Origin of the sequence: Cellulosimicrobium sp. I38E, from assembly GCF_001647255.1 — a bacterium.
GTDB lineage: Bacteria > Actinomycetota > Actinomycetes > Actinomycetales > Cellulomonadaceae > Cellulosimicrobium > Cellulosimicrobium cellulans_E.
Genome location: NZ_LUAZ01000001.1, coordinates 223,541 through 244,455 on the forward strand (window position 1 = coordinate 223,541; position 20,915 = coordinate 244,455).

17 protein-coding genes are annotated in these 20,915 nt (G+C 73.3%); 9 read left to right on the top strand and 8 right to left on the bottom strand.

Annotation, left to right across the window (positions count from 1 at the left end; genetic code table 11):
- Nucleotides 1-92: 92 nt before the first annotated feature.
- Nucleotides 93-428, top strand: a complete 336-nt coding sequence (locus tag A0J59_RS00905) for a hypothetical protein (RefSeq protein ID WP_064314906.1) — start codon at nucleotides 93-95, stop codon at nucleotides 426-428.
- 7 nt (nucleotides 429-435) lie between these two features.
- Here the strand turns inward: A0J59_RS00905 and A0J59_RS00910 are convergent, their stop codons facing one another.
- Complete coding sequence (locus A0J59_RS00910; RefSeq protein WP_064314907.1) at nucleotides 436-2,664, bottom strand: prolyl oligopeptidase family protein; 2,229 nt, start codon at nucleotides 2,662-2,664, stop codon at nucleotides 436-438.
- A gap of 210 nt (nucleotides 2,665-2,874) precedes the next feature.
- Between A0J59_RS00910 and adhE the strand changes: the two genes are divergently transcribed.
- On the top strand, nucleotides 2,875-5,619 hold the full coding sequence (gene adhE, locus A0J59_RS00915; protein WP_082918625.1) for a bifunctional acetaldehyde-CoA/alcohol dehydrogenase: 2,745 nt from the start codon (nucleotides 2,875-2,877) through the stop codon (nucleotides 5,617-5,619).
- Nucleotides 5,620-5,732: 113 nt separating this feature from the next.
- Here the strand turns inward: adhE and A0J59_RS00920 are convergent, their stop codons facing one another.
- Both A0J59_RS00920 and A0J59_RS00925 read right to left on the bottom strand, forming a co-directional pair.
- Entirely contained in the window at nucleotides 5,733-6,476 is a 744-nt protein-coding gene (locus A0J59_RS00920; protein ID WP_255364856.1) for a response regulator transcription factor, read from the bottom strand.
- Nucleotides 6,473-7,696 carry a sensor histidine kinase gene (locus A0J59_RS00925; RefSeq protein ID WP_064314908.1) on the bottom strand — a complete coding sequence of 408 codons (1,224 nt, stop codon included), beginning with the start codon at nucleotides 7,694-7,696 and terminating at the stop codon, nucleotides 6,473-6,475. Before A0J59_RS00925 ends, A0J59_RS00920 begins: the two co-directional genes overlap by 4 nt.
- A gap of 178 nt (nucleotides 7,697-7,874) precedes the next feature.
- Between A0J59_RS00925 and A0J59_RS00930 the strand changes: the two genes are divergently transcribed.
- The 3 genes from A0J59_RS00930 (at nucleotide 7,875) to A0J59_RS00940 (ending at nucleotide 9,949) form a co-directional block, all read left to right on the top strand.
- Nucleotides 7,875-8,300 (top strand): hypothetical protein, encoded by a 426-nt coding sequence (locus tag A0J59_RS00930; protein WP_156532717.1) that lies wholly within the window; start codon nucleotides 7,875-7,877, stop codon nucleotides 8,298-8,300.
- Between the two features lie 74 nt (nucleotides 8,301-8,374).
- Nucleotides 8,375-9,253, top strand: a complete 879-nt coding sequence (locus tag A0J59_RS00935; RefSeq protein WP_181446396.1) for a hypothetical protein — start codon at nucleotides 8,375-8,377, stop codon at nucleotides 9,251-9,253.
- Nucleotides 9,254-9,367: 114 nt separating this feature from the next.
- Nucleotides 9,368-9,949 (top strand): M15 family metallopeptidase, encoded by a 582-nt coding sequence (locus A0J59_RS00940; protein WP_082918626.1) that lies wholly within the window; start codon nucleotides 9,368-9,370, stop codon nucleotides 9,947-9,949.
- 18 nt (nucleotides 9,950-9,967) lie between these two features.
- Here A0J59_RS00940 and A0J59_RS00945 read toward each other — a convergent pair whose 3' ends face one another.
- Nucleotides 9,968-10,921 (bottom strand): alpha/beta fold hydrolase, encoded by a 954-nt coding sequence (locus tag A0J59_RS00945; protein ID WP_064314911.1) that lies wholly within the window; start codon nucleotides 10,919-10,921, stop codon nucleotides 9,968-9,970.
- Between the two features lie 112 nt (nucleotides 10,922-11,033).
- Here A0J59_RS00945 and A0J59_RS00950 point away from each other — a divergent pair, with 112 nt between their 5' ends.
- On the top strand, nucleotides 11,034-12,005 hold the full coding sequence (locus A0J59_RS00950) for a YafY family protein (RefSeq protein WP_064314912.1): 972 nt from the start codon (nucleotides 11,034-11,036) through the stop codon (nucleotides 12,003-12,005).
- Nucleotides 12,006-12,079: 74 nt separating this feature from the next.
- Nucleotides 12,080-14,497: an NAD-dependent DNA ligase LigA gene (gene ligA / locus A0J59_RS00955; RefSeq protein WP_369799734.1), complete on the top strand. Its 2,418-nt coding sequence runs from the start codon at nucleotides 12,080-12,082 to the stop codon at nucleotides 14,495-14,497.
- Nucleotides 14,498-14,552: 55 nt separating this feature from the next.
- Here ligA and A0J59_RS00960 read toward each other — a convergent pair whose 3' ends face one another.
- The 4 genes from A0J59_RS00960 to A0J59_RS00975 form a co-directional block, all read right to left on the bottom strand.
- Nucleotides 14,553-15,011: an NUDIX hydrolase gene (locus A0J59_RS00960; protein WP_064314913.1), complete on the bottom strand. Its 459-nt coding sequence runs from the start codon at nucleotides 15,009-15,011 to the stop codon at nucleotides 14,553-14,555.
- Complete coding sequence (locus tag A0J59_RS00965; protein ID WP_064314914.1) at nucleotides 15,008-15,922, bottom strand: dihydrodipicolinate synthase family protein; 915 nt, start codon at nucleotides 15,920-15,922, stop codon at nucleotides 15,008-15,010. Before A0J59_RS00965 ends, A0J59_RS00960 begins: the two co-directional genes overlap by 4 nt.
- A gap of 40 nt (nucleotides 15,923-15,962) precedes the next feature.
- Nucleotides 15,963-16,628: a ThuA domain-containing protein gene (locus A0J59_RS00970; RefSeq protein ID WP_047234100.1), complete on the bottom strand. Its 666-nt coding sequence runs from the start codon at nucleotides 16,626-16,628 to the stop codon at nucleotides 15,963-15,965.
- 70 nt (nucleotides 16,629-16,698) lie between these two features.
- Nucleotides 16,699-17,880: an ROK family protein gene (locus A0J59_RS00975; protein WP_047234099.1), complete on the bottom strand. Its 1,182-nt coding sequence runs from the start codon at nucleotides 17,878-17,880 to the stop codon at nucleotides 16,699-16,701.
- 408 nt (nucleotides 17,881-18,288) lie between these two features.
- Between A0J59_RS00975 and A0J59_RS00980 the strand changes: the two genes are divergently transcribed.
- Nucleotides 18,289-19,809, top strand: coding sequence for a sugar ABC transporter ATP-binding protein (locus A0J59_RS00980; RefSeq protein WP_053369963.1), 1,521 nt, complete (start codon nucleotides 18,289-18,291; stop codon nucleotides 19,807-19,809).
- Complete coding sequence (locus tag A0J59_RS00985; RefSeq protein ID WP_053369962.1) at nucleotides 19,806-20,846, top strand: ABC transporter permease; 1,041 nt, start codon at nucleotides 19,806-19,808, stop codon at nucleotides 20,844-20,846. The genes A0J59_RS00980 and A0J59_RS00985 overlap by 4 nt, the downstream gene beginning before the upstream one ends.
- Nucleotides 20,847-20,915: the final 69 nt, after the last annotated feature.

Genomic DNA, 20,915 nt, shown 5'->3' on the forward strand with positions numbered 1-20,915 from the left:
GCCCGGGATCTCCCCGCGTCGTCCCAGGTCGTGGTGCGCCGACGGCGGTAGGTTGCCGACGAGAGCGGGTCGGTCGAGCGCGGGGGAAAGAGATGAGCGGTCGTCGGTACGGGCGCGCGTGGACCGTTGCGGTCGCGGGCGTCGGCGTGGGGGCGGTGCTGTCGGCGTGCGACGGCGGCGGGGACCTGGAGGTCGCCAACGACAGCGGGGAGGTCGTGACCGTCCGGACCGGGGACGAGGAGTCGGAGGTCGACGGGGGCGGTGGGGTCGTGCTCCTCGACTACGGCTGCACGCCGGGTGACGTGACGGTCGTGCGGGCGTCCGGGGCCGAGGAGGTCGTGGACGGGCCGGTGTGCCCGGACGAGAAGATCGTGATCCACGCCGACGAGGTGGTGCTGGTCCCCGTCGACGTGGACGACGACTCCTGAGCAGACGTCAGCCGAGGCGCTCGGCGAGGAATCGGTAGTGCACCGCGGCCATGTGCGCGGCCTGGGCGTTGTTCGCCGCGCCGCCGTGGCCGCCCTCGATGTTCTCGTAGTAGGTGACGTCCTTGCCCTCGCCGAGCATCTTCGCGGCGAGCTTGCGCGCGTGGCCCGGGTGGACCCGGTCGTCCTTGGTCGACGTCGTGAAGAGCACGGGCGGGTACTCGCGCTCGGCGTCGAACAGGTGGTACGGCGAGAACGTGCGGATGAACTCCCACTGCTCCGGGTCGTCCGGGTCGCCGTACTCCGCGGCCCACGACGCCCCGGCGAGGAGCTGGGTGTACCGGCGCATGTCGAGCAGCGGGACGCCGACGATCACGGCGCCGAAGAGCTCGGGGTACTGCGTGAGCATGTTGCCCGCGAGGAGGCCGCCGTTGGAGCGACCCTCCATGCCGAGGTGCTCGTGGGTCGTGATCCCGCGGGCCACGAGGTCGCGCGCGACGGCGGCGAAGTCCTCGTACGCGCGGTGCCGGTTCGCCTTGAGCGCGGCCTGGTGCCAGGCCGGGCCGTACTCGCCGCCGCCGCGGATGTTCGCGACGACGTAGACGCCGCCGCGCGAGAGCCAGGCCCGGCCGAGCGCGCCGGAGTAGGCGGGCGTGAGCGAGATCTCGAAGCCGCCGTACCCGTACAGCAGGGTCGGCGCGGTCCCCGTGCCGCCGTCGCCCGCCCCCGCGACGAGGTCCGCGCGGCCGACGACGAAGTACGGCACGCGCGTGCCGTCGTCGGACGTGGCGAAGTGTTGGGCGACGGTCATGCCGTCGGCGTCGAAGAACGCGGGGTTGGACTTGACGACCTCGGGCGCACCGGCGTCGCCGGGACGCTCCCCGAGCGACAGGAGCGAGAGCGTCGTCGGCGTGAGGTAGTCGGTCGTGACGAGCCACAGGTCGTCGGTGTCGACGGGGTCGACGGCCCCGACGGCGACCGTGCCGAGCTCCGGCAGGCCGGGGATCTCGGAGCGCACCCACGGCGCGTCGGCGGTGTCCTGCCCGACGGCGGTCCCGCCGCCCCCGGGCGCGGCGGCCTCCGGCGGCGTCAGCACGTGCAGGCGGTTCTTCACGTCGTCGAGCACGTTGACCACGAGGTGGTGGCGCGTCCACGTCGCGCCGGCGAGCGACGTCGTCGCCGTAGGCTCGAAGAGCACGGTGAAGCCGCGGTCGCCCGCCAGGAAGTCGTCGAACCGTGCCGCGAGGAGCGACCCGGCGCGGTACGTGGTCCCGCCGACTGTCCAGTCGTCGCGCAGCTCGACGAGCATCCACTCGCGCCGCACGCCGACCTCGGCGGAGTCGGGCACGTCGATCTTCGTCAGGCGCTGCTCAGGCGTGCCGGTGCGCTCGGCGAGGTAGAGCTCGTCGGAGTAGAACGCCCTGGAGCGGTGGACGAAGTCGCGCTCGAACCCGGGCGTGTGCGAGCGCCAGGCGGAGATGTACATGTCCTCGTCGGTGCCCTCGTAGACGGTCACCGCGGCGTCGAGCGGGGTGCCGCGCGTCCAGCGCTTGACCACGCGCGGGTACCCGGACGGCGTGAGCGTGCCCTCGCCGAAGTCGGTGAAGACGTAGACGGTGTCGGCGTCGATCCACCCGAGCGAGCCCTTGGCCTCGGCGCGGTGGAAGCCGCCGTCCTCCGGCGCGACGAACCGCTTCTCGACGAGGTCGAACTCGCGCGTGACGTCGGCGTCGGAGCCGCCGGGGGAGAGCTCGACGAGCGCGTGGCGCCACGGCTCGCCCGCGGCGAGCTGCTCGGGCGTCGGGCGCAGGACGCTCGCGCCGTGCCACACCCACGACTCGCCCTCGGCCGCGGCGAGCGCGTCGAGGTCGAGCACGGTCTCCCACTCGGGGTCGTCGGTGCGGTAGGAGTCCAGCGTCGTGCGGCGCCACAGGCCGCGCTCGTGCTGCGCGTCGCGCCAGAAGTTGTAGTACCGGTCCCCGATCTTGGAGACCTCGGGAATCTTGGCGTCGGAGTCGAGCACCTCACGGATCGCGCGCTCGGTCGTGGCGAACTCGTCGGCGACCTCGAGCGTGTCGGCGACCTCGGCGTTGCGGGCGCGGACCCAGGCCAGCGCCTCGTCGCCCTCGACGGACTCGAGCCAGAGGTACGGGTCGTGGGGCGCGCCGTCGTCGGGGAGAGCGGTCTCGGAGGGGTTCTGGGGCGCGGGCGCAGGGCTCGTCGTCTGCTCGGCGGTCATGGTCCCCCACCCTACGGCGGCGCGGGCGGTGGTGCGGAGGTCACCGGGGGACCGGGACCTTCGACCTCGAACGGCCCTCCAGTCTTGCTCCACCGACAGGCTTGTGAAAACATTCACAAGTAGAGAGACCGCTGAAGGAGCCGGGGCAATCCGGCCCCGGCAGCACCCGCGGCCCGACGCCCGGCCCCGGCCGGGCACCGGAGGGGACGCATGAGCGCGAAGAGCGCCGGCACGAAGGTCGAGAACCGCACCGAGGACACCCGCACGACCCAGGAGATCGACGTCCTCGTCGAGCGAGCGCGCAAGGCGCTCGACCAGTACATGAGCCTCACGCAGGAGGACGTCGACCGGATCGTCCTCAAGGCGTCCGTCGCGGGCCTGCACCAGCACGGCCACCTCGCGCAGATGGCCGTCGCCGAGACCGGGCGCGGCGTCTTCGAGGACAAGGCGACCAAGAACATCTTCGCGTGCGAGCACGTGCCCAACTCGATGGCGAACCTCAAGACGGTCGGCATCATCGGCCGTGACGAGCTCACGGGCGTCGTCGAGATCGCCGAGCCCGTCGGCGTCGTGTGCGCGGTGACGCCGGTGACCAACCCGACGTCGACCACGATCTTCAAGTCGCTCATCGCGCTCAAGACGCGCAACCCCGTCGTGTTCGCGTTCCACCCGAGCGCGCAGCGCTCGTCCGTCGAGGCGGCCCGCATCGTGCGCGACGCCGCGGTCGCGGCCGGCGCGCCCGACGACTGCATCCAGTGGGTCGAGCACCCGTCGATCGAGGCGACCAACACGCTCATGCACCACCCGGGCGTCGCGCTCATCCTCGCCACGGGCGGCAACGGCATGGTCCGCGCCGCCTACTCGGCCGGCAAGCCCGCGCTCGGCGTCGGGGCCGGCAACGTCCCCGCCTACGTCGAGAAGAGCGCCGATCTCGGCCGCGCGATCAACGACGTCGTCATGTCGAAGTCGTTCGACAACGGCATGGTCTGCGCGTCGGAGCAGGCGCTCATCCTCGACGACGTGATCTACGACGACGCGATGCGCGAGCTGGCCCGTCTGCACGCCTACCGCGCGACGCCCGCCGAGAAGGCGATGCTCGAGCGCCTGATCTTCGGGGTCGAGGCGAACGGCACGAACTGCGCCGGCGCCAAGCTCAACCCGAAGGTCGTCGGCAAGTCGCCCGTGTGGATCGCGCGCGAGGCCGGGTTCGAGGTCCCCGACGACACGTCGATCATCCTCGCGGAGATCGACGACGTCGGCCCGGACGAGCCGCTGAGCCGCGAGAAGCTCACGCCCGTCCTCGCCGTGCTGCGCGCGCGCGACACCGAGCACGGCGTCCGCCTCGCGGAGCGCATGGTCGAGCTCGACGGCCTGGGGCACTCGGCCGCCATCCACACGGCGGACCAGGAGCTCGTCGAGCGGTACGGCTCGCGGGTCAAGGCCGTGCGCGTGCTGTGGAACAGCCCGACGTCGCTCGGCGGCATCGGCGACATCTACAACGCGCTGCTCCCGTCGCTCACTCTCGGGTGCGGCAGCTACGGCGCGAACTCGGTGTCGAACAACGTGTCGGCGGTCAACCTCATCAACGTCAAGCGGATCGGGCGGCGCAACAACAACATGCAGTGGTTCAAGGTGCCCGCCAAGACGTACTTCGAGCCGAACTCGATCCAGTACCTCGCGCAGATGCGCGACGTGCACCGCGTCACGATCGTCACCGACAAGGTCATGAGCCGCATCGGCGTCGTCGACCGCGTGCTGGACGTCCTCGCCCGCCGCGAGGAGAAGGTCGCGATCCAGATCATCGACGCGGTCGAGCCGGAGCCGAGCGTCGGCACCGTGAACCGCGGCGCCGAGTCGATGCGGGACTTCGAGCCGGACACGATCATCGCGATCGGCGGCGGCTCGCCGATGGACGCGGCCAAGGTCATGTGGCTGCGCTACGAGCACCCGGAGATCGAGTTCTCCGACATGCGCGAGAAGTTCTTCGACGTCCGCAAGCGCGCGTACAAGTTCCCGGAGCTCGGGGGCAAGGCGAAGCTCGTGTGCATCCCGACGTCGTCGGGCACCGGCGCGGAGGTGACGCCGTTCGCGGTCATCACCGACCCGGAGACGGGCTTCAAGTACCCGCTCGCGGACTACGCGCTCACCCCGACCGTCGCCATCGTCGACCCCGTGCTCACGGACACCATGCCGGCGAAGCTCGCGGCCGACTCGGGCTTCGACGCCCTCACGCACGCGACCGAGGCGTTCGTCTCCGTCTACGCGAACGACTTCACCGACGGGCTGTGCCTGCAGGCGATCAAGATGGTCTTCGAGCACATCGAGGACTCGGTCACCCAGGGTGCGGCCGCCCCGAAGGCGCGCGAGAAGATGCACAACGCGGCGACCATCGCGGGCATGGCGTTCGGCTCGGCGATGCTCGGCATCGTGCACGCCATGGCGCACACCGTGGGCTCGACGTTCCACCTCGTGCACGGGCGCACCAACGCGGTGCTCCTGCCGCACGTGATCCGCTACAACGGCCAGGTGCCCACCAAGCTCACGAGCTGGCCCAAGTACGAGCGCTACGTGGCTCCCGAGCGGTTCCAGGAGATCGCGAAGCACCTCGGCCTCCCGGCCTCCACCCCGGAGGAGGGCGTCGAGTCGTACGCGAAGGCGGTCGAGGAGCTGCGCGCCAAGGTGGGCATCGAGTCGACGTTCGCCGCGCAGGGCGTCGACGAGACGGCGTTCCTGAGCCGCCTGGACGACCTCGCGCTCCGGTCGTTCGAGGACCAGTGCGCCCCCGCGAACCCGCGGATGCCGGTCCTGGAGGACATGCGCGACATCCTCGTCGCGGCCTACCGCGGCAGCAGCCGCGAGGTCGTGCGCGCGGAGCGGCTCGCGGCCCACGAGGCCGCGAGCGCCGAGGACGGGCAGGCGGCGACCCCGCCTGCCGAGACCGTGGCGGCCGGCTGACCCTTCCTGGCCCCACGAAACCCGGAGCCCGACGGCGCGAGTCCCCTTCCGCCGTCGGGCTCCGTGCGTCCTCCGGACGTCCCCCGTTGCGTCCCCTGTGCGTCCCCGAGACGTCAGGCGCGCGTCCCCGGGCGCACGAGCCCGGCCTCGTAGGCGAGGATCACGAGCTGGACGCGGTTGGTCAGCCCGACCTTGGTGAGCAGCGAGCGCACGTGGCTCTTCACGGTCGCCTCGGTGAGGTGCAGCTCCGCGCCGATCTCGCGGTTCGACAGCCCGCGCGCGACGGCGAGCAGCACCTCGCGCTCGCGGGGCGTCGCGGCGTCCAGCCCCGTCACGGGTGCGCCGGTCTCGGCGGCGTCCGGCCCGAGCGGCGCCGTCCGTGCGAGCTCGACGTACGTCGAGATGATGCGCCCGGTGACGGCCGGGTCGAGCAGCGAGTCACCCGCGCGGACGCGATGCACGGCGTCGACGAGCGTCTGCGGGTCCGCGTCCTTGAGGAGGAACCCGGCCGCCCCGGCGCGCAGCGCGCCGTACACGTACTCGTCGTCGTCGAACGTCGTGAGGACGAGGGTGCGCACGTCCGCGAGCTCGGGGTCCGCGACGAGGCGCGCGGTCGCCTCGATGCCGTCGAGCCGCGGCATGCGCACGTCCATGAGCACGACGTCGGGCCGCAGCGCGCGTGCCATCGTCACCGCGGTCTCGCCGTCCCCGGCCTCGCCGACGACGGTCACGTCCGGCTCGTTGTCGAGGATCATGCGCAGGCCGAGCCGGATCGTCGACTGGTCGTCCACGACGACGACGCGCACGGGAGGCAGCGTGCCGTCGTCCCCGGTCGTGGCGGGCGACGTCGTGCTCACGCCGCCTCCCGGGGGAGGCGCGCCTCGACGGTCCAGCCGCCGCGCCCGTCCGGCCCGGCGGCCAGGTCGCCCCCGGCGGCGAGCGCGCGCTCGCGCATGGAGGTCAGGCCGTGCCCCTGGCGCCCCTCGGTGCTCGGCAGGGGAGGGCCCGGGTCGTGGACGCGCAGGCGCAGGTCGGGGGAGTCGTCGGTCAGCGTCACCGTGACGCCGCGGGCGAGCGAGTGGAGCAGCACGTTGGTCAGGGCCTCCTGGGCGATGCGGACGACGGCGAGGCCGGTCTCGGCGCTCGTCGTCGGCCAGGGGCGGGGGAGCGTGAGGTCGACGGCGCGGCCCGCGTCGCGCAGGCGGCGCGCGGCCGCGCGGAGCTCGTCGGGCGCGCGGGTGCCGTCGGGCGTCGGGGCGAGGGCCGCCGTCCCGCCGTCGGCCTCCGTGCCGCGGCGCAGCACCTGCACGACCGAGCGCATCGCGGTCAGCGCCTGCTTGCCCTCGTCGCTGATCCAGCGCACGGCCTCGGCGGGCGCGTCGGGCTGGTTCGCCGCGACGCGGTCCGCGGCCTGCGCCCGCACGACGATCGCGGACATGTGGTGCGCGACGACGTCGTGCAGCTCGCGCGCGATCCGTGTGCGTTCGGCGAGCACCGCGCGCTCGGCCAGCTCCGCCTGGAGCGCCTGGAGCTCGGCGTTGCGCTCGCGCAGCCGCTCGGACGTCAGCGCGAGGCGACGGAAGAAGTAGCCGGCCGCGACCGCGCCCAGGACGAGCGCGAGGGCGAGCAGCACGTCCGACGGCGACCGGGCGAGCCCGATCCACAGCGGGGAGAACGGGGTCGGGGGGAACGTCAGGTGCGGTCGGGACCAGAGCTGCATCGCGAACGCCGAGAGGCCGCCGGCGAGGCCGGCGAGCGCCCACGGGACGGCGCCCGAGCGGGTCGCGGCGAACCCCGCGACCAAGAGCGGCAGGAGCTCGAACGGCGTCTGCATGGTCCACGGGAGGGCGAGGGGGTAGAGCATGGCCGTGGCCCAGAAGAGCGGGCCCGGCACGACGCGGCGCAGGGCGAGGGTCAGGACGATCCACAGCCCGGCCACGCGGTACGACTCGGGGTTGCGGGGGTACCAGTAGTCGCCGCTCTCCATCACCGTGATGACCGTGAACCACACGAGGCCCGCGGCGAGCGCGGTCACGAGGTCCTGCGCCCACACGGGCAGACGGGTGAGCTGGGGCACCCGTCCACGGTAGCGGGACGCCCCGTGCCGGAGGACCGTCCTCGGGCGGGCAGGCCGGGGCGCCCGCCTCCGCCCCAGGGCGGAGGTCACGCGGTGCTCCCTGCCCGCCCTCGGGCGGTGTGCGTCCCCGCCACCGGGCCGATGCGGCGGCGCGCGAGACCACGGGACGCTCGCCGCCATGCGGAGAATCTCCCAACCGGTCCGCGCACGGGTGGTCACCTACGGCGTCGTCTGCCTGCTCCTGGCGACCGCGGCCACGGGCACCGAGGCGTGGCCGCTCACCTCGTTCCGGCTGTTCAGCATGGTACGGACGAGCACGGCCACCGAGCTCGAGCTCGTCGCCGTGCATGCCGACGGGGCACGGTCCCCCGTGCGCTTCGGTGCGGGCAACCCCGTCCTCGCGACGACGGCCGACCTCCTCGACGACGTCGTCGACCAGGAGCCGGAGCGGCAGCGCGCCATGGTGCGCGCCTGGCTCGACGCCGCGCACCTGGCGCCCGACGACGTCGACGTCGTCCGTGTCGAGCGCGTCGAGCGGACGGTGGGCGCCGATCTGTCGCGGACCGAGGTGTCGCGCGAGGTCGTCGTGGAGGTACGGCCGTGAGCTCCCGCCAGGTCGACCCGCCCGTCGCGAGGTCGACCCCCCGAGGGGCGATCCCGACCGCTCGGGTCGATCTCGTGGCCGCCGTCGTCCGGCGCGCGCGGATGATCGACTCCGCCCTGCTGGGGCCCGTGCCCGAACGCACGCTCGCCCTCGTCCACGCCCTCGTCGCCGTCGTGATCGGGCTGCGGCTGCTCGGCCGGGACTGGACCCTCGTGGCAGCCCGGCCCGCAGTCCTCACCGGCGGCCCGACGCCGTTCGGCTGGCTCCCGTTCGCCGTGCCCGTGGCCGTTCTCGTCGGGTTGCAGGTCGTGGGTCTCCTCAGCGTGGCGCTCGTGCTCGCACGGGTGCGCGTGCGTGTCGGTCTCGCCGTCGCGTGGGGCGCGTACGTGCTGCTCACGGCCCTGTGGGGGAGCTCGGGGAAGGTGCTGCACAACGACGTCCTGACCATCACGGTGGGCGTCGTGCTGCTCGCGGCGACCGTGCCGACGCGACCCCGGCCCGGGACCGTCGCTCGGTCCGGATGGGCGGTCCACGGGGCGCTCGCGGTCGTGGGCTGCATCTACCTCCTCACGGGTGTGCAGAAGCTCGTCCACAGCGGACCTGCCTGGGCGTTCGGCGACAGCATGGCGTGGATCCTGCGGCAGGGGACGTCCCCGCTCGGGGAAGGGCTCACCCGTGCCGTCGCCGACCAGCCGGTCCTGACGCGCGCGCTCGCGACGGGTGCGCTCGTCCTCGAGCTCACCGCGCCCCTCTGGCTCGCCGTCCGCGTCACGAGGATCCCGTTCGCGGTCGCGGTGGCGGCCATGCACACGAGCATCTGGGTGTTCCTCGGCCTGGACTACTCCGCGTGGGTCCTCACGGTCGCCGCGGTCGCGGTGCCGACCGGGCTGCGGGACGCCTCGCGCGCGACACCTCCCGCGGACGGCAGGGCTGGGACACCGCCCGCGGGCTGAGAGGGCGTCGGACCTCGGGTGGACCGGACCGAGGGCGGTGCGCCGGACGGCGGAGATCCGGGTGCCGCCGTCGGGTCGATGTGACGAGGGGGCGCGGCGGGCGAGCCTCGAGGCATGACCACGACACCCTTGCGCCCCGCCCGTCCCGCCCGCCACGTCCCGGGTCGTCCCGGTCCCCGACGCGTCGGCCGCGCCGTCGTCGGCGTCCTCGTCGTCGGTGCGCTCGGTGCGGTGGGGGCGTTCACGTACCTCACCGTGACGACGCGCGCCGGCGGCGCCGTCGCCGACCCGGCGCCCACCCTGCGCCCGCAGACCGCGACCGGTCTCGACCCGGAGCTCGAGCGCCGCTTCGACGCGGCACGCGCCGCCGCGGACGCCGACGGCGTCGAGCTCACCCTCACGTCCGGGTGGCGCACCGCGGCCGAGCAGCAGGACCTCGTGGACGCGGCGCTGGAGCGCTACGGCTCGGCCGAGGAGGCGCACCGCTGGGTCCTGCCGCCCGAGTCGTCCGAGCACGTCGCGGGGCTCGCGATCGACGTCGGGCCGACGGACGGCGCGCTGTGGCTCGAGCAGCACGGCGCGGAGTTCGGCCTGTGCCGCACGTACGCGAACGAGCTGTGGCACTTCGAGGCCGCGACGGAGCCCGGCGGCACGTGCCCGCCCATGCACGACGACGCGTCCCACGGCTGGGGGTGACCGCCCGTCGGCCGGGTGTCACGACCTGACGGTGGCCTCCTGTCGCTGGAGCCAGGCGAGGATGAGGCGGGTGGTCTCCTCCGGGAGCTCCTGCTGGATCCAGTGGCCGCAGTCCAGCTCCACGACCTCGACGCGCGGGACGAACGCCTCGAGGTTCGGCGCCCTCATGACCGTGTCCCGGGCGCCGTAGATCATCAAGGCACGTTGGCGGACGATCGGGTCGACGTCCTTCATCAGCTCCCAGTTGCGGTCCAGGTTGCGGTACCAGTTCACGCTCGGGGTGAATCCCGACGCCTCGAACGCGTCGACGAACACCTCCAGCTCGGCGTCGCTCATCACCGGCTCGCCGCGCGGAGCCTCGGCGTGGGCGAGGCCGAGGAGCCACATGCCCGGCTCCGGCTCGGCCGCGGGCTCGTTCGTGCGGTACAGGTTGCGCAGGAACCGGCGGGCGTTCGCGTCGAACACCGCGTCCGCCACGCCCGGCCGGCGGTTGAAGTGGACGAAGTACGAGTCGCTGCCGGCCACCGCCTCGATGAACGCGAGGGGCGGCACCTCGCCGCGCTCCATGTACGGCACGCTGAGCGCGACCACCTCGTGCACGCGGGTCGGGTGCAGCACAGCAGCGCTCCACACCACGTTCGCGCCCCAGTCGTGGCCCACGAACGTGGCGTCCTCGTACCCGTAGTGGTCCAGGAGCCCGACGAGGTCGCCGGTCAGGTGCACGACGTCGTAGTCGGACACCTCGGCGGGGCGGGACGACCTGCCGAAGCCGCGCTGGTTGGGGGCGATGACGTGGTAGCCCGCGTCGGCGAGCGCGGCCATCTGATGGCGCCACGAGAAGGCCAGCTCCGGCCAGCCGTGGCAGAGGACGACGGGTCTGCCGGCGTTCGCCTGCCCCGCCTCGAAGACCTCGAGCTCGATGCCGTTGACGGCGACCATGGTCGGTTCGGGAAAGTCGAGGGTGTGTGACACGGTGCTTGTCCTTCCGGTGATGCGCCGATGCGCGCGGTGCGGCGATCGATCGGCGCGACCGTAGAGACCGTCGCGGACAGGGGCTGTCCGCGGTGCGCGGGAGGCTGGGAACATGTCGACGAATCCCACCGGTCGCGCGCTCAGGCTGCTCTCGCTGCTCCAGACGCACCGGTTCTGGCCGTGCGCCGAGCTCGCCCGGCGACTCGGCGTGACCGAGCGGACGGTGCGCCGCGACGTGGATCGTCTCCGAGGGCTCGGCTATCCCGTGGCCGCCACCTCGGGCCGGTACGGGGGCTATCGCCTCGAGTCCGGAGCGCACCTGCCGCCGCTCGTGGTCGACGACGACGAAGCCGTCGCGCTCGCCGTCGGGCTCGGGTGTGCGGCGGTCGCCGCCGTCGACGGCATGGAGGAGACGTCGCTGCGTGCCTTCGCCAAGGTCGAGAGCCTGCTGCCGCACCGACTGCGCCGGCGGGTGGCGGCGCTGCGCTCCAGCATCAGGCCCGTGCCGTCGCCGACCGACCAGGGCCTGGTCGACCCGGGGGCGCTCAGCGTGCTCGCGGCCGCGTGCCGCGACCACGAGCTCGTCCGGTTCCCCTACCGCGCCGGCGACGGCACCCTGACTCGGCGCCTGGTCGAACCGCACCAGCTCGTCGCCGCCGACCGCCGCTGGTACCTCGTCGCGTGGGACCGGGACCGCGACGACTGGCGCACCTTCCGGTTCGACCGGCTCGCGCGTCCGCAGGCGACCGGGGGCCGCTTCGCGCCCCGCGAGATCCCCCGTGGTGGCGCGGTGGCGTTGGTCGCCGACGCGATCGGTGCGGTCCCCCGCGAGCGGGTCGCCACCGTCGTCCTGGACGCCGAGCCCGACCACCTCGCCGAGGTGCTCCGGTGGGTGGACCACGACGTGGTCGACGCCGCGTCGGGGGCCGTGGTGGTCCGGATCCGTGGCGAGGACGTCGGGCGGCTGGCCATGACGGTCGCACGGCTGGCTCTCAGCGCCCCCGTGCGCGTGGTCGAGCCCGACGACCTGGCGGACGCCGTCGAGCGCCTCGGCGCCCACCTCGCGCACCGGCGTCGGCCCTGAGCGCGACGGCCTCGCGCCGGCCGCGCCCGACGGGGAGGGCGGCGGATGTCGGCGGTCCGCGCGATGATGTGCGGGTGAGCGAGAGCACCCCCGCGACGTCCGCCCCGACCCCTCCGACCGTGACGGACCAGGAGGTCCCCACGGCCACGTCCGCCGCCGAGCTCGACGAGGCCGCCGCGCAGCGGCGCTGGGCCGAGCTCGTCGCCCAGGTCGAGGCCGACCAGCGCGCGTACTACGAGGAGGACCAGCCCGTCTCCTCGGACGCCGAGTACGACGCCCGGATGCACGAGCTCCAGGCGCTCGAGGCCGCGCACCCCGCTCTCCAGTCGCCCGAGTCGCCCACGCAGCGCGTCGGGGGCCGGGCCGCGGCGGGCTTCGCGACGGTCCAGCACCTCGAGCCGATGCTGTCGCTCGACAACGCGTTCAGCGAGGAGGACCTCGCGGCGTGGGCGGCACGCGTGCACCGCGACCTCGGCGTGGCCGCCGACGCCGAGGTGGACTACCTCTGCGAGGTGAAGATCGACGGGCTCGCCATCGCGCTGCTCTACGAGAAGGGCCGGCTCGTCCGGGCGGCCACGCGCGGGGACGGGCGCACGGGCGAGGACGTGTCCGCCAACGTGCGGACGATCGAGAGCATCCCGCAGCGCCTCGGCGGCGACCCGGCGACCCACCCCGACGTCATCGAGATCCGCGGCGAGGTGTTCATGGGCGTCGCGGACTTCGCGGCGCTCAACGAGAAGCTCGTCGCTGCGGGCCAGGCGCCGTACGCGAACCCGCGGAACACCGCGGCCGGGTCGCTGCGGCAGAAGGACCCGGCCGTCACCGCGAGCCGCAACCTGCGCATGTACGCCCACGGCGTCGGCGCGCTCCAGTGGGAGGCCGGCGAGCACGCCGAGCTCGCGCGGCAGTCCGCCGCGTACGACCTGTTCGAGCAGTGGGGCGTCCCGGTGTCGCCGCACAACCGGGTCGTCCACGGCCTCGACGAGGTCATGGAGCGCATCGCCTACTTCGGCGAGCACCGGCACGACATCGAGCACGAGCTCGACGGGATCGTCGTCAAGGTCGACGAGCTCGCGCTCCAGCGCCGGCTCGGGGCCACGAGCCGCGCGCCCCGGTGGGCCATCGCGTACAAGTACCCGCCGGAGGAGGTCAACACGCGCCTGCTCGCGATCCAGGTCGGCGTGGGCCGCACGGGCCGCGCGACCCCGTACGCCGTCATGGAGCCGGTCAAGGTCGCGGGGAGCACGGTGCGCCAGGCGACCCTGCACAACCAGGACGTCGTCCGGGCCAAGGGCGTGCGCATCGGCGACATGGTCGTGCTGCGCAAGGCGGGCGACGTCATCCCGGAGATCCTCGGCCCCGTCGCGGCGCTCGCGGACGACGGCTACCCGCGCGAGGACTTCGTCATGCCGGCGGACTGCCCCGAGTGCGGCACGCCGCTGCGCCCGATGAAGGAGGGCGACGTCGACCTGCGCTGCCCCAACGCCGAGTCGTGCCCGGCCCAGGTGCGCGGCCGCGTGGAGCACGTCGGCTCGCGCGGGGGGCTGGACGTCGAGGTGCTGGGCGAGGTGACGGCGGCGGCGCTCACGCAGCCACTCGAGCCCGCCGAGCCGCCGCTGCGGACCGAGGCCGGGCTGTTCGACCTGAGCGTGGACCAGCTCGTACCGATCCGGGTCGTGGTGCGCGACTCGGAGACGGGGCTGCCACGCGAGTACGACGGCACGGGCGAGCCCGCCAAGATCACCATGCCTGACGGCTCGACCGCGACGGTCAAGTCCGTCTGGCCGTTCCGCAAGAAGCGCAAGCTCTCCAAGGCGGCGGAGCGCGAGGCGATCGAGGCGGGGGAGCCGCTCTTCGAGGCGTCGACGAACGCGACGAAGCTCGTGGAGGAGCTCGAGCTCGCCAAGACGAAGGACCTGTGGCGCATCCTCGTGAGCCTCAACATCCGGCACGTCGGCCCGGTCGCGGCGCGCGCCCTGGCGGACTGGTTCGGCTCCCTCGACGCGATCCGCGCGGCGTCGCGCGACGAGCTCGCCGCGGTCGAGGGCGTGGGCCCGGTGATCGCGGACCAGGTCGTCGAGTGGTTCACGGTCGACTGGCACGTCGAGATCGTCGACCGCTGGCGCGCCGCGGGCGTGCGGTTCGACATCCCGGACCACCCGGGTCCCGGCGCGCGCCAGGAGCCGACGGGCCCGCTCGCGGGCCTGACAGTCGTCGTCACGGGCTCGCTCGAGGGCTTCAGCCGCGACGGCGCCAAGGAGGCCGTGATCGCCGCGGGCGGCAAGTCGTCGGGGTCGGTCTCGAAGAAGACGGACTTCGTGGTCGTCGGTGCGAACGCGGGCTCGAAGGAGACGAAGGCCCGCGACCTCGGCCTGCCGATCCTCGACGAGGAGGGCTTCGTCGCGCTGCTCGCCGGCGGCCCGGACGCCGTGGCCGACCGCGTGCGCACGGGCGACGGTGCCGACGAGGAGGATCCGCGCGCGGACGGCTGAGCACGTCCTCGCGCTGCGGTGCCGCACGCAGTCCGACGCGCCGGGCAAAGGTCCGCTACCCGAGGAGCGGCCACCAGTGGCGCTCGACGAGGTCGCCCGGTGCTGCCCGAGGCACCCAGGTGCCCGGGACCCGGACGTCGACGGTGCCGGTGCGGAAGACGACGAAGTGCGCGTGCGGGGTCGGCCAGGGATAGCCGGAGCCGGAGCGCACCGTGTTGCGGACGTAGCCGACGACCGTGAGGTCGCCGGGGGCGCCGAGCACGTCACCGGCCACCCGTCGGGCCGCGGCCCACCCCGACTCGCCGGGCTCGACCCGCGTGGTCGGGAGGTCCCGCTTCCCGGTGCCGTCCCGGGGGACGCAGAACACCGCGTCGTCGCGCTCGACGAGGAGCCGGACGAGGCTCGCCGGCTCGGGGCAGCTCACGCCCTCGGCCCGCACCACGTCGGCGCGCCCGCCGGGCGGCAGCCACGGCGCGTCCGCGACGGTCCGGACGATCTGCTCCGACGCCGTCATCCGGCGGTCGGGCGTCCCGGCCGCCGGGCCACGACCTCGCGCAGCCGCGCGACGCCGTCGGACGGGACGGGGAGCGACGGGCCGCGCGGGGGAGCGGTCGGCACGCCGAGGAGGGTCGCGAGCGCGTGGAACCCGCTCACCGGGCGCAGCGACGCCAGGACGTCCGTGAGCGCGCGCAGCCAGTCCACGACCTGGGCGTCGGGTGCGGTGCCCGCGGCCCGGGCGCGCCGGAGCGTCACGTACTCGGCGGGCACGAGCGCCGCGAGCCCCGTATGCCAGGCGTCCGCTGCTTCGGCACCGCCGACGATCGCCGCGTCGCCGCTGAGCCCGACGCTCACGCCGAGCCCCTCGGTCGCCGCCCGGAGCGCCGCGACGCGGCCCGCCGGACGCGCGGGCGTGGACGCCGGGTCCTTGACGGCCGTGACGGTCGTGGTGCGCGCGAGCCGGACGAGCGCGCCGGGCGTGACGTCGTACGCCGTCTGCACGCTCCGGTTGTAGTAGCAGACCGGCAGGTCGACAGCCGACGCGAGGGCCTCGAACACCGCCACGACCTCGTCCTCGTCGAGCGGGAGGTAGGAGAACGGCGCGAGCACGAGCCCGTCGGCCCCGGCGTCCCGCGCCGCGCGGGCGCGCGTGACGACCTCGCGCGTGGACGCGCCGCTCACGGCGACGTGCACGGGGACGCGCGGCGAACCGGCCGCGGAGCCTGCCGCGACGGCGGCACGCACGACGGCGTCGCGCTCCTCCGGCGCGAACGTCACCCCCGCTCCCGACGACGCGAGGACGACGACGCCGTCGACCCCCGCGCGGGCGGCACCGCGCACGAGCGCGGCGAGCGCGTCGAGGTCGGGTGCGTCGTCGGGGGTGAGCGGCGTGATCGGGTAGGCGAGGAGGCCGTGGAACGAGGTCACGCGCCGAGTGTAGGGAACGGGGTGCGGGGCGCGCCGTCGGTCAGCGGCTCGCCCAGAGGATCCCGCGCTCCACGATCGTGCGGACGGGCGGGACCTCGAGGTCCGCGAGCTGGTGGCCCGCGGCGCACACGAAGATGCGGCCGGCGCCCCAGCGGCGCGTCCACACGGCGGGGGAGACCACGGGCTCGTGCCACGGGTCGCCGTCGCGCGGGACGATCGTCGTCGTCGCGAGGACCTCGTTGTACGAGTCGGCGAGCACCCAGTACTGCTCGGAGTGCAGCGCGATGGAGCTGATGCCCGCGACGATGGGGTGGTCCGCGTGCTCGGGGGCGATCTCGATCGTGTGGTCGATGAGGTCGTGCGCATGGGCCGCGAACTGCCCGCCCACCATCTGGAGGTAGTCGGTCGCGAGCCGGAACGAGTCCACGATCCCGCCGTGCCAGCCGGCGAACCCGGTGCCGTTCGCGATCGCGGTGCGCAGCCCGCGCATCTCGTCGGGGAGGATCTCGCCCATCGTCCAGCACTGCACGACGAGGTCCAGGCTCGCCATGAACTCCTCGTCGGCGTACGACTCCAACGACCCCTCGAGCGTCACGTCGTAGCCGGACGCCTCCAGGAACGGGACGAACAGCTCCGCCGCCTCCTCGGGTGCGTGCCCGGGCCAACCGCCCCGGACCACGAGCGCTCGACGGTCCCGCTCGGTCATGACTCCTCCTCGTGCCTCGTCACACTCGTCACGCCCGCGTGTCGCGGGCAGCGGCCCCCGGCGACCGCGCTCAGGCGATGAGCGCGTCGATCGCTGCGGGCGAGAGTACGTGATCGACGGCCATGGCGCTCGCACCGAGCACGCCGGCCTGGCCCCGTGCCTGCGACGTGACGATGCGCAGGTGCTGCGTCGCGAGGGGGAGCGACCGCTGGTACACGATCTCGCGGATGCCCGCGATGAGGTGCTCGCCGGCCTCGGCGACGATGCCGCCGATGACGATGAGCGACGGGTTGAGGAGGCTCACGCACGCGGCGAGCACCGAGCCGATGTCGCGTCCGGCCTGGCGGACCGCCTGGCTCGCGGCGAGGTCCCCGCCACGGACGAGGGTGACGACGTCGGCGCTGTTCGTCGCGTCGAGGCCCGCGGCGGCGAGCGCGGCGGCGACGGCCTGGCCGCTCGCGACGGCCTCGAGGCACCCGACGTTCCCGCAGCGGCAGGGGACGTCGGCCGCGCTCGGGACGGCGACGTGGCCGATGTCGCCCGCGGCGCCCTGCGCGCCGCGCCGAAGCTCGCCGTCGGCGATGATGCCGGACCCGATGCCGGTGGCGACCTTGACGAACAGCATGTCCGTCACGGCGGGCCACGCGGTACGGTGCTCGCCGAGCGCCATGATGTTCACGTCGTTGTCCACGAGGACCGACGCGTTGAACCGCTTCTGGAGGATCCCCGGGACGTCGACGTCGTCCCACGCGGGCATGATCGGCGGGTTGATCGGCCGGCCGGTCGAGTGCTCGACAGGCCCGGGCAGGCCGACGCCGACGCTCACGAGGTCGTCGAGGCTGCGCCCGGTCGTCGCGACGAGCTTCTCGCCCGTGTCCGCGACCCAGGACAGGACGACGTCGGGGCCGTCGGCGATCGCGAGCGCGGCGTCGGTCTCGGCGAGCACGTTGGACGCAAGGTCGGTCACGGCCAGACGGGCGTGGGTCGCGCCGAGGTCGACGGCGAGGACGATGCGCGCCTCAGGGCTGAAGGCGAAGGTCACGGGCGGTCGCCCGCCGGTCGAGCTCGCCTCTCCCGCGGGGGCGATGAGACCCGCCGACATGAGGAGGTCGATCCGGGCGGCGATGGTGGATCGCGCCTGCCCCGTGATCGCTGCGAGGTCCGCGCGCGTGCGCGGCTGACCGTCCCGGAGCAGCTGGAACATGTCGCCGGCGCCGGTCGGGCGCGGCGCGAACTTCAGCAGTTCCTCCATGGGCACAGTGAATCACGGAGCCTCTCGTCGGTCGTCCGTACGTGGCGGACGAGTCATCGGCTTTTGCTTGACGATCGCCAAAAGGTACCCTACTGTCCCCTCCCAAGGCGACACGGACGTCGTCGGAAGTTGTGGAGACCCGAGGACGGGCCTCCCGTCCGGGCGAAACCCGCCCCACGCGCTCGCGCAGACCCCCGCAGCCAGGCCGACATCTCGTGGTTCGGCTCGTCAGCCGGCCATCGTCCCACGTGTCGACCTCCCTGAGGAATCGCGGTTCGCCCGTCGCGTGGGAGCGTTCCCTCGCCCTCTCAGCGCGCGTCCACTTTTGCTGGTAACGAAGTTGTAACAGCGGCAAAAGACCGCGATCTTATGATTGACCGTCGTCAAAAGGTCCGCTAGGTTCACCGCATGGTCACCGCAGACCCTCCCCAGCCGCTCCTGCAGATGCAGGGCATCGTCAAGGTCTTCCCCGGGGCTCGAGCGCTCGACGGCGTCGATCTCGAGATCCTCCCCGGCGAGGTCCACTGCCTCCTCGGGCAGAACGGCGCCGGCAAGTCCACCCTCATCAAGGTGCTCGCCGGTGCTCACCAGCCGACGGAAGGGCAGATCCTGCTCGACGGCGAGCCCATCACCATCTCCGACCCCGTCGCCGCGCTGCGGCACGGCGTCGCGACCATGTACCAGGAGCTCGACGTCGTCGACGGCCTGACCGTCGCGGAGAACGTCTACCTCGGCCACGAGCTCTCGACCCTCGGGTTCTCCCAGCGTCGCGAGGCCGTGCGCCAGACGCGGGCGATCCTCAAGCGGCTCGGCCACAGCGAGATCTCCCCGAACCACGAGGTCGAGCGGCTGTCGGCCGCGGGCAAGCAGATCGTCTCGATGGCCCGGGCGCTCTCGCACGACGCGCGCGTCATCATCATGGACGAGCCGTCCGCGGTGCTCGACTCCGAGGAGGTGGGCAACCTCTTCCGCGTGGTCAAGGAGCTGACCAAGGCTGGGGTCGCGGTCGTCTACATCTCGCACCGTCTCGAGGAGATCCGCGAGATCGGGGACCGCATCACGGTGCTCAAGGACGGCCGGACCGTCGCGCAGAACCTCCCGGTCTCCGAGACGCCGACGGCGAAGCTCATCACCCTGATGACCGGGCGCTCCGTCGAGTACGTCTTCCCCGACTCCCAGGAGCTCGCCCCCGACGCGCCCGTCGTGCTCGACGTCGAGGGCCTGGCCCTGCGCGGCGTGTTCGAGGACGTGTCGTTCCAGGTGCGCGCCGGGGAGATCGTCGGCCTGGCGGGACTGGTGGGCGCCGGCCGCTCGGAGATCATCGAGACGGTCTACGGTGCGCGGCGCGCGACCGCGGGCACCGTCCGGGTGGACTCGAAGCGGCTCCGCGCCGGCTCCGTGGCCTCCGCCGTGGACGCCGGGATCGGGCTCGCGCCCGAGGAGCGCAAGAGCCAGGGCCTGCTCCTCGACGAGCCCGTCTACCGCAACGTCACCCTGTCGACGTTCGCCCGCTTCGCGCGCGGCGGCCTCCTCGACGAGGGTGCCGAGCGTAAGGCGGCCAAGGAGCAGGCCGACTCGCTCGAACTGCGGCCCGCCGGCGTCGACCGCGCGATCCGCACGCTCTCGGGCGGCAACCAGCAGAAGGCGATGCTCGCCCGCTGGCTCGTCCACGGCTGCCGCGTCCTGCTCCTCGACGAGCCCACGCGCGGCGTCGACGTCGGGGCACGCGCCGAGATCTACGCCCTCATCCGCAGGCTCGCCGACGAGGGCGCCGCCGTCGTCGTCGTGTCCAGCGAGATCCCCGAAGTCCTCGGCCTCGCCGACCGCGTCCTCGTCGTCTCCGAGGGTCGTGTCGTCCACGAGGGGCCGTCGAGCTCCATCGACGAGCACCAGGTGCTCGACATGGTCATGGAAGGAAGTGTCGCGTGAGCGAGCAGCAGGTGTCGGCATCGATGCCGACGAACAAGCCGGACGCCGACGAGTCGGCGCGGGTCGAGAAGGCCGCGGGCGAGCGTCGCCGGGCAGGGTTCCTGTCCGGGGCGGCGGGTCGGAACATCGGCCTCGTGCTCGCTCTGCTCCTCCTGTGCGTCGTGGGCTTCGCGACGGCGGGGGAGCGGTTCGCGAGCGTCAGCAACCTCATGACGATCCTCAGCCTCGGGTCCGTCACCGGCGTCCTGGCCATCGGGATGACCTTCGTGATCACGACGGGCGGTATCGACCTGTCGGTCGGCTCCGTGCTCGGGCTCTCCTCCGTGTGGGCGACGACGCTCGCGACCCAGTCGTACGGCTGGGTCGTCATGGTCATCTGCGCGCTCGCGGTCGGCCTCGGCGCCGGTCTCCTCAACGGCCTGATCATCGCCTACGGGCGGGTCGTGGCCTTCATCGCGACGCTCGCGATGCTCGTCGCCGCACGAGGCCTCGCCGAGCTCATCGCCCAGAAGCGCACGCAGATCGTCAACGTCGACGCGTTCAACGACATCTTCCGGGGCAACCTCCTCGGGGTCCCGAAGATCGTGTGGATCTTCGCGATCGTCGCCGTGCTCGGCTGGTTCCTGTTCAACCGCACGACGTTCGGGCGCCGGACGGTCGCCGTCGGCGGCAACGCCGAGGCCGCACGCCTCGCGGGCATCAAGGTCAAGCGGCACCTCCTGTACGTCTACGCGCTCTCGGGGCTCACCGCGGGCATCGCCGGCGTCATGATCCTCGCCCGCACGAGCGCCGGTTCCTCGACCAACGGCCTGCTCCTCGAGCTCGACACCATCGCTGCGGTCGTCGTCGGTGGCACGCTCCTTGCGGGTGGCCGGGGCACGATCGTCGGCACCGTCCTCGGTGTCCTGATCTTCACGACGCTCACGAACGTCTTCATCATCAACAACGTCGACAGCTCGGTCCAGCAGATCGCCAAGGGCGCGATCATCGTCGGCGCGGTCCTGCTCCAGCAGCGCCTCTCCCGACGAACGACCTAGCCGGTCGCGCCACCCGGTCGTCCCTCGTACCACCCACGACACCACCCACCCCCGCAGTTCCGCAGAGTT